General features: G+C 45.1%; 12 protein-coding genes. 10 read left to right on the forward strand and 2 right to left on the reverse strand.

Going from position 1 to position 12887, the window contains the following annotated elements; all coding sequences use genetic code 11:
- Positions 1–23: 23 nt before the first annotated feature.
- The 4 genes from ACFO3D_RS13595 to ACFO3D_RS13610 are packed head-to-tail and all read left to right on the forward strand — an operon-like array spanning position 24 to position 2952.
- A complete protein-coding gene (locus tag ACFO3D_RS13595; RefSeq protein ID WP_390296940.1) occupies positions 24–599 on the forward strand; it encodes a GbsR/MarR family transcriptional regulator in 576 nt (191 codons plus the stop codon).
- Positions 589–1482, forward strand: a complete 894-nt coding sequence (locus ACFO3D_RS13600; RefSeq protein ID WP_390296944.1) for a beta-keto acid cleavage family enzyme — start codon at positions 589–591, stop codon at positions 1480–1482. The genes ACFO3D_RS13595 and ACFO3D_RS13600 overlap by 11 nt, the downstream gene beginning before the upstream one ends.
- Position 1483: 1 nt before the next feature.
- A complete protein-coding gene (locus ACFO3D_RS13605; protein ID WP_390296947.1) occupies positions 1484–2458 on the forward strand; it encodes a 3-hydroxyacyl-CoA dehydrogenase NAD-binding domain-containing protein in 975 nt (324 codons plus the stop codon).
- A 17-nt stretch (positions 2459–2475) separates the two neighbouring features.
- Positions 2476–2952: a thioesterase family protein gene (locus ACFO3D_RS13610; protein WP_390296950.1), complete on the forward strand. Its 477-nt coding sequence runs from the start codon at positions 2476–2478 to the stop codon at positions 2950–2952.
- Positions 2953–3283: 331 nt separating this feature from the next.
- Here ACFO3D_RS13610 and ACFO3D_RS13615 read toward each other — a convergent pair whose 3' ends face one another.
- Positions 3284–4252, reverse strand: a complete 969-nt coding sequence (locus ACFO3D_RS13615; RefSeq protein ID WP_390296953.1) for an iron-hydroxamate ABC transporter substrate-binding protein — start codon at positions 4250–4252, stop codon at positions 3284–3286.
- A 152-nt stretch (positions 4253–4404) separates the two neighbouring features.
- Here ACFO3D_RS13615 and ACFO3D_RS13620 point away from each other — a divergent pair, with 152 nt between their 5' ends.
- From ACFO3D_RS13620 to ACFO3D_RS13635, 4 genes are all read left to right on the forward strand, one after another.
- Positions 4405–5421 carry a FecCD family ABC transporter permease gene (locus ACFO3D_RS13620; protein WP_390296956.1) on the forward strand — a complete coding sequence of 339 codons (1017 nt, stop codon included), beginning with the start codon at positions 4405–4407 and terminating at the stop codon, positions 5419–5421.
- Positions 5421–6437, forward strand: coding sequence for a FecCD family ABC transporter permease (locus tag ACFO3D_RS13625; RefSeq protein ID WP_390296959.1), 1017 nt, complete (start codon positions 5421–5423; stop codon positions 6435–6437). The genes ACFO3D_RS13620 and ACFO3D_RS13625 overlap by 1 nt, the downstream gene beginning before the upstream one ends.
- Positions 6438–6455: 18 nt before the next feature.
- Positions 6456–7460, forward strand: coding sequence for an NAD(P)/FAD-dependent oxidoreductase (locus tag ACFO3D_RS13630; protein WP_390296962.1), 1005 nt, complete (start codon positions 6456–6458; stop codon positions 7458–7460).
- A gap of 116 nt (positions 7461–7576) precedes the next feature.
- Positions 7577–9061 (forward strand): alpha-amylase family glycosyl hydrolase, encoded by a 1485-nt coding sequence (locus ACFO3D_RS13635; RefSeq protein ID WP_390296965.1) that lies wholly within the window; start codon positions 7577–7579, stop codon positions 9059–9061.
- A 20-nt stretch (positions 9062–9081) separates the two neighbouring features.
- Here the strand turns inward: ACFO3D_RS13635 and ACFO3D_RS13640 are convergent, their stop codons facing one another.
- A complete protein-coding gene (locus ACFO3D_RS13640; RefSeq protein WP_390296968.1) occupies positions 9082–9948 on the reverse strand; it encodes an SDR family oxidoreductase in 867 nt (288 codons plus the stop codon).
- Between the two features lie 371 nt (positions 9949–10319).
- Here ACFO3D_RS13640 and abc-f point away from each other — a divergent pair, with 371 nt between their 5' ends.
- Positions 10320–12110, forward strand: a complete 1791-nt coding sequence (abc-f, locus tag ACFO3D_RS13645) for a ribosomal protection-like ABC-F family protein (RefSeq protein WP_390296971.1) — start codon at positions 10320–10322, stop codon at positions 12108–12110.
- 33 nt (positions 12111–12143) lie between these two features.
- Positions 12144–12887 carry a DUF5694 domain-containing protein gene (locus ACFO3D_RS13650; protein ID WP_390296974.1) on the forward strand — a complete coding sequence of 248 codons (744 nt, stop codon included), beginning with the start codon at positions 12144–12146 and terminating at the stop codon, positions 12885–12887.

Raw genomic sequence — 12887 nt, forward strand, 5'->3', positions numbered from 1 at the left:
CCAGGATTAATGAAAAGGGGATTATGATGGATAATAATCTACGTAAAATCGAGGAAGTGAAAACACAGTTTATTGAAAAAATAGCTGATAATATGAACTACTTTGGTGTTTCCACAAGTGTCGGTCGCGTTTTGGGGATTATTTACATGCAGCGGGAGCCCATGACGTTGGACGAGTTATCGGCTGAAACGGGCATGAGTAAGACGAGGATGAGTCAGGTTGTTCGTGAAATGATTGATCTTAATATCGCAGAACGAACGTTTAAAAAAGGCGTTCGAAAAGATTTATACCAGGTGGAGCAGGATTATTATCAGACCTTCGTATCTTTGTTCACATCGAATTGGCAGAAAGCAATCAGCAGAAGCCGTCACTTTGAGCAGAAGCTGCAATCACAGCTTGAAACCTTACAGAACAACCAGGAGCTGACCAAAGAGGACGAACAGCTGATAAATGAAGTTTTAGTGGAGATTCGGGAGTGGATGAATTACTATGATTGGATTCGTCGTCTGATCGACTTTTTCGATAGCGGTGAGATATTCAAACACGTACCAATTAATAATGATAACAATGCAGGAGGAATCAACCAAGATGAAAAATAAAGTTATACTATCATGTGCCGTTACTGGAGCAGGAGAAACAACAAAGAAAAGCCCACATGTGCCGGTTACCCCAAAAGAGATTGCAGACTCGGCCATTAAGGCAGCTAGAGCAGGAGCAACCATTGCCCACGTTCATGCGCGTGACCCGAAAACCGGAAAACTTAGCCATGACGTCAATCTATATAAAGAAATAGTGGAGCGGATTCGTGAAGCGGAAACAGATGTCATCATTAATATTACATCCGGCGGTGGCGGTGATTGGGTACCAAGTGAGGAAGATCCGTCCCGCGGCGGAGAAGGTACAGATATGCAGCCCCCGGCAGAACGACATGAACCGGTTGGCGCGTTGCTTCCAGAAATGTGTACGTTGGATTGTGGCAGTGTCAACTTTGGCAATCAGCTTTATGTGAGTCCTACTGATTGGTTGCGCGACCAGGCGAAATTGATCCAGCAGAGTGGAGTGAAGCCTGAATTGGAGTGCTTTGATACAGGTCATGTCCGTTTTGCTAACCAATTGGCACAAGAGGGACTGATTGACGGGGATCCATTATTCCAGTTCTGTCTCGGTATTCCATGGGGAGCTGATGCAGATGCCGAAACACTAGCTTACATGAAAAGCCGTATCCCGGAGAATGCCAATTGGGCTGCATTTGGTATCGGCAGAATGCAAATGCCGATGGTGGCACAATCGGTACTTCAGGGCGGAAATGTTCGTGTTGGTCTGGAAGACAATCTTTATTTGAAAAAAGGTACACTGGCTACTAATGAACAGCTAGTGGACAAAGCGGTAGGAATCGTTCAAAGTCTAGGCAAAGAAATGATGACACCTGCTGAAGCACGCGACTATTTAAATCTCAGAAACCCATATGGAAAGGCGGAGTAATATGACAGCAGGAAACGCAGCAGGAATAAAACATATTACGGTTGTTGGCACAGGGGTGATTGGTAATGGCTGGGTCACTCGATTCTTGGCAAACGGCTACAAGGTGACCGCGGTTGACCCTGATCCGGCAGCGGAAGGCAGAATGCGCGAAGCAGTCAATCATGCATGGCCGTCAATGGAGCAAATGGGTTTATCGGAGAATGCATCGGTGGATAATTTGTTTTTTGAGGAAAATCTTGAGAAAGCAGTCAAAGATGCAGGTTTCGTGCAGGAAAACGTACCAGAGCGAGAAAATTTAAAGCGAAAAGTTATATCGGATATCGATAATTTTGCTCCTGAAGATACGGTCATTGCATCCAGCACATCAGGAATCCTGCCATCTGTATTGCAGGCTGATTGTGCCAAACACCCTGAACGCGTTATAGTGGCGCATCCATTTAATCCGGTTTACTTAATGCCCTTAGTGGAGCTGGTTGGTGGTAAGTCCACCGATAGTAGTTTCATCGAAAAAGCACGAGAATTTTATGACGGGATGAAGATGAAACCCCTCGTTGTCCGGGAAGAAATTGAAGGCCATATCGCCGATCGTCTGATGGAGGCTATATGGCGTGAGTCGCTGCATATTGTAAACGATGGTATTGCGACTACGGAAGAAATCGATGCTTCAATCGTTTATGGACCAGGACTGCGCTGGGCGCTGATGGGACCATTTCTCACACTGCACATGGGTGGAGGAAAAGCAGGAATGCGACATCTGTTGGAACAATTCGGACCAGCATTGAAACTGCCGTGGACGAAATTGGAAGCACCTGAATTATCCGATGAACTCGCCGAAAAAGTTATCACCGGATGTGAGGCCCAGACAGAAGGCGTTGAGATGGACGAGCTAGAAAAACGCCGTGATCAGTTTTTGATTGAGCTGCAGGGACTGCTTGAAAAATACTGGCCAGCCGCTAATTTGAACGGAAAACTTTAAGGTAAGGGGAAACAATGATGAGTACTTCAAAAGTAATATTGCGAGATCGCGTGCCAAAAGAATGGATCGATTACAATGGTCATATGAACGATGCGGATTATGTCCGAGCATTCAGCTTGGGTGTCGATAAGTTTATGGAGCTTGTTGGGATTGACGCTGGATTCCGTGAAGCGCAAAGCTATACAATATTTACATTGGAAACACATGTCCTGTATCTGGATGAAATGAAACTCGATGAGGAATTTGAAGTCCGTATGCAGATACTTGATTATGATGCTAAACGTATCCATGGCTTTCTGGAATTATACGGAAAAGACGGCAAACGTGCTGCAACAAGTGAACAGATGCTGATGGGAATTGACCAATCAACAGGCAGGCCAGCACCGTTTCCCGATGATATATTTGAGAATGTTAAAGAATTTGCTGCCAACTATACACCGGACGAAAACCCGAAAGAAGCCGGCCGCGTAATTGGGATTAAGAAGAAGGGCTAGCATTATGCTGGGCTTCCTATAGGTTGTCTCACGAAAGGACTTTCCCGTGATGGAAGGTCCTTTTTATATGGAAGACGGGTGTTTCGCTGAATAATGTCGCGGGCGCGCTGATAAACACGGATGAACACTGAATCAGCACCCCTGAACGCTGGAAAAAGCCGAATTTCACAATTTAGCGCTGAAAAAACCTCCCCGGCGCTGAATTAATACCCTCCTGCCCGAATCAAAACACTCTTACCCATATAATCGCTCGCCAATATAAAAAGGAGGCACTATTTTTAGAAGTAGTGCCTCCATTTATGAGTTTCATTCAATTATAACTATAGAAAGATTATTTTACCAGGTATTCCAGCAAATCGTTGATTGTATCTTTAGAAGCGATAAGCCCTTTGTTGGTCCAGTTACTTGGGTCATTCACAACGTAAATATTACCGTTCTTGGCTGCTGGTGTGCTTTGCCACACAGAGCTGTTTTTCAACGTTTCGATTCCTTGTTCACCTTTATTCGCCAGCAGGAACACATGGTCAGCTTTTAGCTCAGATAGCTTTTCCAGCGAGATTGGGTTCCAGGAAGTCTGCGCTTCACCAAGACTTTTTACAAGTTCCGGTGTATTCACGCCCAACTCGTTGTAAAGAACTTCAGCACTATGACGATTTTGCTCAAACAGGAAGAACTGGTTGCCGACCGCCCAGATTGCCGCTACTGTTTCATCACCGATGGCATCGTTCAGTTTTTGTTTCGCGTCGGTTACTTTTTGTTCATATTCTTTAAGGACCTGATCGGCTTTATCTTCTTTCCCAAGGATTTTGCCGAATACCTCAATCTGTTTCCGCCAGTCATTGGTTACTTCTTCGGTCATCACATAGGTTGGTGCGATTTGCTGATAGTCTTCATAGGAGCCTTCATAACTGTCAAGGCCATGTTCCAGGATAATCAAATCAGGACTATGTTTGAGTACCTGTTCTACAGGCATATTCCATTCTATCTTGGGAAGGTCGCCAAGCTGATCTTCAAGATAAGTTTGAACACTATTTCCGATTGCCCATTTCGCTACCGGTTTGACACCAAGTGCAAGCAATGAGTCTTCATGGTAAGGGGCTATAATCCGTTCAGCATCGGTCGGCAGAGTGACTTCACCCATTTTACTGTCAACCGTAACTTCAGCTTTTTGGTCGCCCTCAGCTGAACCTCCTGAATCCGAATCGCCGGTTCCTCCGTTTTCACCGCCACAAGCAGCAAGTAGAAGCATAAGACTAAATAGAACACCAGCTAGTATAATAAACTTTTTTTGTGTGTGCATATGTATGTCTCCTCTTATGTTATAATATATTTCTGATGGTAATGATAATCATTTTCAATTGATTTGTCAATTAACTTTAAACGATTGCAGCCAACTCCCGGAAGCCTTATACTTTTAAGTTGGGAACTAATTTGTAGACGTGGGAGAATATCATGTTATCAATCATACATAAATCTGCTTTTTGGAAAATAATGTTAAACGCAGTCACGCTGTTTGGCCTGATATTTGCCATCGGGCTATCTGTTGCTTATGGAGCGACGGATATCAGCCTGTCAACAGTCTGGCAGGCAGTTTTGGCGTTTAATCCCGAGTTGACGTCGCATCAGGTAATTCGGGAACTGCGGATTCCCCGAGCACTTTCAGCTGCAATGGTAGGTGGTTTCCTCGCCGTTTCAGGTGCCATCATGCAGGGGATGACACGTAATCCGCTCGCATCGCCATCGGTTATGGGGGTTACCCACGGTGCGTCTTTTGCACTCGTAATTATGCTGGCATTTTTTCCGGCTGCATCCAATCTCGGACTGATTTTTGCATCATTTGTCGGAGCGGGGATTGCCGTCACACTTGTTTTTATGGTCGGCTCTTTTTCTTCCGGAGGTTTAACTCCAGTAAAACTGGCGCTTGCCGGGGTAGCAATCGGAACTATGCTCAGCTCGCTGTCATCGGTAATTGCCCTTCACTTCCAACTTGAAAAACAACTCGGGTTCTGGCTTGCCGGTGGACTTGCAGGCGCCAATTGGATGTCCGTTCAACTATTGCTTATATCAGGTGTAGTTGGTATGTTCATCGCACTAGTGATTGCCCGGTCGATTACAGTTTTGAACCTGGGCGATGAGGTTGCCACTGGACTGGGGCAAAACAATCTCATCATCAAAGTTTTCGGTATTATAACAGTACTTATACTGACCGGTGCAGCAGTATCGGTCGCCGGTGTAGTTGGATTTATCGGTCTTATTATTCCACATATGGCCCGTTTTATTATCGGTACAAACTACAGCTGGATCATCCCTACTTCGGCCGTCTTTGGGGCGCTTTTACTAGTGCTCGCCGATGTGGTTTCCAGGCTTGTGAATGCGCCTTTTGAAACGCCGGTCGGTGCCATCACATCTCTGATTGGGGTGCCATTCTTCCTGTACCTGGCCCGCGGCAGTAGTGGGGGTGCAAAATAATGCGTACACCATATAAAAAGAAAACCGGTCGCTTTGCAGGAATTATGATCTTATTAGTTGTACTGATTATCGTTATGTTTTTTGTTACATTAAGTACCGGTGTCATTCAGATAGCCCCTGTTGACGTTGTGAAAACGCTATTTAGCCAGGGGACGGATAGGCAAGAGCTTGTACTATTTGACTTTCGATTGCCGGGAATCATTTTGGCAATTCTGATAGGTGCAGGACTCGCTGTATCAGGCGCAATTCTGCAGGGAGTCACCCAAAATGAACTGGCCGACCCTGGGATTCTCGGAATCAATACCGGGGCAGGGCTAGCTGTTGTGTTATTTATCTTCTTTTTTCAAAACCAGATTGATTCAGTATTTTCTATATTCGCTATGCCATTTTTTGCGCTGGCTGGCGCGTTGTTTGCAGCATTTCTAATCTATACACTCGCCTGGAAGAATGGTGTAAATCCGATTCGGCTGATTCTCGTCGGAATAGGTGTCAACGCCGGGTTCAGCGCAGCTTTGATTATTTTTCAGCTGAAAATGGACCCGCAGGACTTTCGGCAGGCAACTGTATGGCTTTCAGGTGATATTTGGAACGCGAGCTGGATGTTCGTGCTGGCGCTGTTACCATGGATTCTGATTCTGATTCCGTTAGCGCTTCAGCGTGCAAATGCTTTGAATGTCCTTAACCTGGGTGACGATGTCGCGGCAGGGCTCGGGACAAGTGTGGAACAAGAACGACGGGTACTGCTGGTAATCGCCGTAGCGCTCGCTGGCGCAAGTGTGGCTGCAGGGGGAGCAATCGCGTTTCTTGGACTTGTAGTACCGCATATTGCCAGAAAACTGATCGGACCGCTTAACCAGTATATTATTCCAATATCCGCACTTATCGGCGCTCTATTGTTGATGGTGGCCGACACAATCGGAGAAAACCTGCTGACACCAACGCAGATACCGGTTGGAATTATCGTAGCAATTCTCAGTGCACCGTATTTCGTCTATCTTTTAATAAAAACCAACTAATCCAGGGAGGGGTAGTCCATGCCCGGTAAACATGAAATATATGATGTGACTATTATTGGCGGAGGGCCTGTCGGGTTATTTACCGCTTTTTACAGTGGAATGCGCGAGATGAAAACCAAGATAATCGAATTTCTGCCCTTTCTTGGTGGTAAAGTTCCCTATTTTTATCCGGAAAAAATAATCCGTGATATCGGAGGAATTGCTTCTGTTTCTGGCGAGAAACTGACCGACCAGCTAATTGAGCAGGCAATGACCTTCAATCCGGAAGTAGTTTTGGGGGAGCAGTGCCAGCATCTTGAAAAAACGGAGGACGGCATTTTTATCCTGACAAGTGACAATGGTGCGAGGCACTATACACGAACCGTCATTCTGGCAACCGGGTTTGGTACATTAAAGTCGGTAAAGCTGGATTTGCCTGAGGCTGAACAGTTTGAGGAAAAAAATCTTCACTATACGATTAGGCGGCTGGAGAGCTACCGGGGGAAACACGTACTGATTTCCGGGGGAGGAAATTCAGCAGTGGACTGGGCGAATGAACTGGAATCCATTGCTGATCAGGTCACCCTCGTTTATCGGAAAACTCAATTCCCGGGGCTTGAGAGTAATGTATCGCAAATGAAAAATTCCTCTGTTCATGTGAAAATTCCATATATAATTGACCGCCTAAGAGGGAATAATGGCGTAATACAAACTGCTGGATTAAAAAATACGCAAACCGGTGAAACGGAAGAAGTTGAGATTGATGCGGTGATTGTGAATCACGGCTTTGAAATTGCTCTTGGTCCGATTGCCGAATGGGGCATGAAGATGAAAGACAGCACAATCGTAGTGGATGGTGAAATGGCTACATCCATCCCCGGGGTATATGCGGTTGGCGACATCGCGAATTATAAAAACAAGCTGCCGTTAATCGCTGGTGGATTTAACGAAGGCCCAATTGCCGTTAACAGCGCCAAACTTCATATTCATCCAGAAGCGAAACTTGCTCACTTGTACTCGACGAACTACGATTTTTCAGACTAGCTTACAGGCCGTAAATATGAAGGTTTTACGACAATATTGGTGGTTTCATTGACTATTAATGCCAAAAGTTAATAATAGAAAAGGAGCTACTATACTAATAATGAAGGAGCACATACATGAAACGCCTATTTATACTTCTGGTAATCGTGCTTTCTGCAGGATTGACGAGCCCTGTTGCCGCTGCCCAGGAAAAAGCAGAGACGATACATAGTCAGATTATATACAATGTCCTCGTTGACCGGTTTAATAATGGGGATATATCACAGACGGAACAGGTGAACCTCGATGATCCCAATGCGTATCATGGTGGTGATCTAAAAGGGATTACCGATAAACTTGATACATTGAAAGAGCTTGGGTACACCACGCTGGTGCTGTCTCCGATTATGGATAACGCCCCAGGTGGCTTTCACGGTTACTGGATTGAGAACCTCCATAAAGTCGACCCGCAATATGGAACGATGGAAGACTTGAAAAAGCTTGTAAAAGAAGCACACGAAAGGGATATGAAAATCGTTCTTGAGTTTGTGACCAACTATGTGGCAGAAACCCACCCTATGCTGGATGACCCGGCGAAAGCTGATTGGGTAAAACCAGAAAGTGATGTTGCGTCACACCAATGGCTTGAACAGGTTGTGGTTCTTGATCAAACCAATCCAGAGGTCCAATCTTTTCTAACCGAAGCTGCTGATTTCTGGATAAAGGAGGCCAATATTGATGGCTACCGATTCCATGCGGCCGACAAAACGAATCCCGATTTCCTTGAGCAATTGACAACACATATTGACGAACTGAATCCGGAGTTTTTCCAACTGGCTGATATTCTGGAACCAGAAACCTATAATAAGGGACTTGCAGATTTTTCAACAATTGATGCGGTCGAGAACAACTCTTTATATGAGCCGATGGCAGAAGTGTTTTCCGAATCAGGAACGCCTGTCTCAACCATCTATGAAACATGGGTTGAAAACGGGAAAAAAGAGGGACTCAACTATATTGATAACAAATATACGGAACGTTTCACAAAGAAGTTGCTGGTGAATGGACTGAATCCACTTACCACATGGAAGCTGGCACTGACTTATTTGTATACCGCACCAGGTACACCAATGATTTACCAGGGGTCTGAAATTCCAATGGCTAACACGCTGCAGTTGGTTCAGTTTAACAGTCAGGATGAAGACCTGAAGAAATATATCAACCGGGTTTCAGCGTTGCGTTCCCAGTTCCCGGCTTTGCAGAAGGGTAATTATGAACTCCTTGGCTCAAGCGGGGCGATGAGCCTGTTTAAACGCACGTATGAAAATGAATCCATCTACATTGCAATTAATAATGACGAGCAGTCACAATCCATCTCAATTGATGGAATAGAATCCGGTATGCAGCTGAAAGGGCTACTTGGCGATAATCTCGTACGGGAGAATGAGAAAGGCGAATTCAAAATTGGCCTTGCACGGCAAACTGCCGAAGTTTATGTAGTGCAGAAGGATACCGGGCTGAACTGGAGATTTATCGGAGTAGTGCTGGGAGTTTTTGGAGTGTTTGTAGCAGGAGTAATTTATTTAACCAGAAAGCAAAAGAAGAGGGAAGCTGGCGTTTAATGCCAGGCCCTCTTCTTTTCTTATCCGTTTAAAATAGTTCCGCCATTCACGTGGATCATCTGTCCGGATACATAGCTGGAGTCACTGCTTGCCAGGTACACATATGCCGGTGCGAGTTCTGCCGGCTGCCCCGGACGTTTCATTGGTGTGTTACCTCCAAATTCATCAACCTTGTCAGCGCTGAATGTTGACGGAATCAGCGGCGTCCAGATCGGACCAGGCGCTACCGCGTTTACCCGGATTCCTTTTTCAACCAGTGACTGTGACAGGGAGCGCGTAAATGATGTGATTGCGCCTTTCGTTGCTGAATAGTCAATCAGCTGAGGGTTGCCCTGATACGCTGTGACAGAAGATGTATTGATAATCACACTTCCCTTTCTAAGGTTAGGTAGCGCAGCCTTTGTCATATGGAACATACCGAAAACATTGGTCTCGAAGGTCTGCTCCAGTTGTTCTTTTGTAATATCCATAAAATCATCCTGCGGGTGCTGTTCCGCCGCATTATTCACTAATACATCGATCTTTCCGAATTTCTCGAGCACTTCGGTTACAGCTGCTTCACAAAATGATATATTTCGTATGTCCCCGTCAATTAGGAGACACTTATGCCCTTCTTTTTCCACGAGCTGTTTTGTGTCCTTTGCATCCGCATGCTCGTCCAGATAAATAATCGCAACATCGGCACCTTCTTTTGCATAATGAAGGCTGATTGCACGGCCAATTCCGCTGTCACCACCCGTAATAAGGGCTACTTTTCCTTCCAGTTTGTTGCCCGGACTGTAATCCTTACTGATGTACTGTGGTTCAGGATGCATCTTATTCTCTTTACCAGGCTGCTTCGCCTGATGTTGTGCTGGTGGTGTCTGTTGTTTATTATCGTCTGTCATTTTTAACCCTCCTGAAAATTTAAGATGTAATATTCATTCCCCGCGTCTCCATAATTCAATCATCAGAACACTGTTGCAATAGGTGACCGGTTATGCTTTAATAAAATTAACTTAACGACGGAAAAGCAGGAGGTTTTAATTAGGACAATGAAAAATCACACGTTCTCGTTCATCAAATAAATAAGTGAACAGCGCGTCTGCCTATGTGGATGCTTGCGGGATACGTGTGTAAAAAATCATTGTGACTAATTAAAACTAACTTATGAAAGTGGGATGGCAGGTTTATTTGTCATCTCTTTACACTCCTATCAGGATAAAATTGCAGGCAGACGTCTGTGATTTTTTTGTGTACAAAAATGAGGGGTGATTTTATGCATATATTAAAAGCGCAGAATCTGCGAAAAGAAATAAACGGTGAAACATTGTTTGAGAATATTAGCTTGGAAGTTAACGAAGGGGAACATATTGCGCTTTACGGACGCAATGGAATTGGTAAAACCACATTACTGAAGGGGCTCAGTGGAAAGGAGCTGTTTGATGACGGGGATATTCACCGGGTGATCCCGGGCCATGAGTGGGGATGGCTTGATCAGTCTCCTGCGGTAGATGGAGACCATTCGGCAAAGGATTTCGTGCTGGGTTTCTTTGCCGATTGGTTTACTGCCAAAAAAGCGATGGACCGTGCACTGGCTGATTTGCAGGGTGAAGCGGGGATGGCGGCGTATGAGAAAGCATTTGCGCGATTTACTGAACTGGGTGGTTATGAGTTGGAAGTCACGGCAGAAACAACGCTATCCCGCCTAGGACTGAATGCTGGGATATGGAGCCAGCCGTTCCATTCATTAAGCGGTGGCCAGAAAACGAAGGTCCAACTGGCAGGTGTCCTGCTTAAGGAGCCAAAAATGATAATCATGGACGAACCGACCAATCACCTTGATAAAGAAACGATTGAGTGGCTTGAGGAATGGATACGGCAATACCACGGTGCTCTATTGTATGTTTCGCACGACCGGTATTTTCTTGATAAAACAGCTGATGCAATATATGAGCTAACCCGCGAAGGATGTACTCGTTACACAGGTGGTTATTCTGACTATAAAGAACAGAAGGAAGTTGAAGCCAGGACCCAGGAGCGGAATTACCGAAAATATGTAAAAAAGAAAAAAGAGCTGAAAGAGACCATTCGTCGTTATGAACAGTGGTTCCATAAGGCACATGGTGCTGCTGGAACGGATGACTTTTTGCGTGCCAAAGCCAAGAAAAACATCTCCCGCTATAAGGCAAAAGAATCTGAGTTGGCGCGCCTGGAGAATGAAGGGGCAAAAAAACCTGCGAAGGATAAGCGAATTAATATGAGCCTGGACGCTGGTGGATTCTCGGCAAGGACGCTGGTCAGGGTAGATGGCCTGAATTTTTCATTTCAGGAGGAAAAACTGTTCTGTGATTTAAACTTCACGGTAGACCGGGAAGACCGAATTGCAATTATAGGACCCAATGGTGCCGGTAAATCCACGTTGCTGAAACTGCTGATTGGTGACTTGGTTCCTGATGAAGGAGCGGTTCAGCTAAACCCTCAGACCAGAATCGGTTATTTTGATCAGGAGCTCGGTGTGTTGAATAAGGGGAAGACCCTGCTTGAAAGCTTGCTGTCGCTTCCGGATATGACGCAGACCGAGGCACGGACAATACTGGGATCCTTTCTGTTCCGGCGAGATGCCGTTCATAAACGGATTGGAGAGTTAAGCATGGGGGAAAAATGTCGTGCCGCGTTCATAAAACTTTATTTTAGTGAAGCTAATTTGCTGGTGCTCGATGAACCGACGAACTTCCTTGATGTGGATACCCGGGAAACTGTCGAGGATGTTATCCAGTCATACCCTGGCGCCATGATTGCAGTATCGCATGACCGCTATTTTGTAAAAAAATTCGCCAACCGTATTATTTTTCTGAACGGTGATAAAGTGGTCGATTACCGAGGATCATATGATGACTTTGTTGAACATTTGGAAAAAAGGGTGGACACCGCTGGACAGGAATGGAAAAATGAACGTGAGCAACTGGAAATCCGGCTAGCCGAACTTCTTGGCTTGGACGGAGAAATCGGGAATAAAGAAGCGTATTGGAAAGAAGTTAGAGAAATTAAGAGGAAACTTGGGCGATGAGGAATTTTTAGGAGGAGAAAGGAGAGGTTTTTGATGGCTAAACCGACTCTTTTATTGCTTGGAACTAACCACTTTGATAACCCAGATAATGGTGACATGTTCATGACTCATACAAGTGATTTACTCTCGTATCAAAGGCAGGAAGAAATTATTAATGTGGTCGAGGCAGTTAAGATGTTTCACCCAACTAAGATAGCTCTGGAAGTATTAACGGAAAATCAAGACTCCTTGAATAATGATTTTCATTCCTATCTTGCAGGTGATTTCAAATTAACTGCTAACGAACGGCATCAAATAGGGTTCAGGCTCGGAAAGGAAATGGGGCTTGAAGAATTACATGCAGTGGACTGGAATCAGGCGGTGGAAGGTGTTCCCGATATGGAAGAGTGGGCAACGAAAAACAATTCGGAGGTTTTTTCAGAGACTGTAGAAGAGATTGAGAAGGTGATGAAAAAATCTCAGGAATACTTTAACACACATTCAATTGGGGAATACTTGCTTCATCTGAACAAACAGGAAGCTATACTTGAGAATCATCGTTTTTATATGCAGCTTGCCCTGGTAGGTAGTGAAAAAGAACCTGGGGGAGCGATGTGGGCCGCGCAGTATTGGTATTACCGGAATATGCTTATTTATAAAAACCTGATGGAACTGGCCGACTCATCCGATGATCGCATTTTTGTACTGTATGGTGCAGGTCATCTGCATGTGCTCCAGCAGTTTATCAAGGATAGTGGGAAGGTAAACCTCGAATCAGTGGAAGACTACCTGGGTTAG

Source organism: Virgibacillus kekensis, from assembly GCF_042654125.1.
In the GTDB taxonomy this organism is placed as follows: Bacteria; Bacillota; Bacilli; order Bacillales; family Amphibacillaceae; genus Lentibacillus; species Lentibacillus kekensis.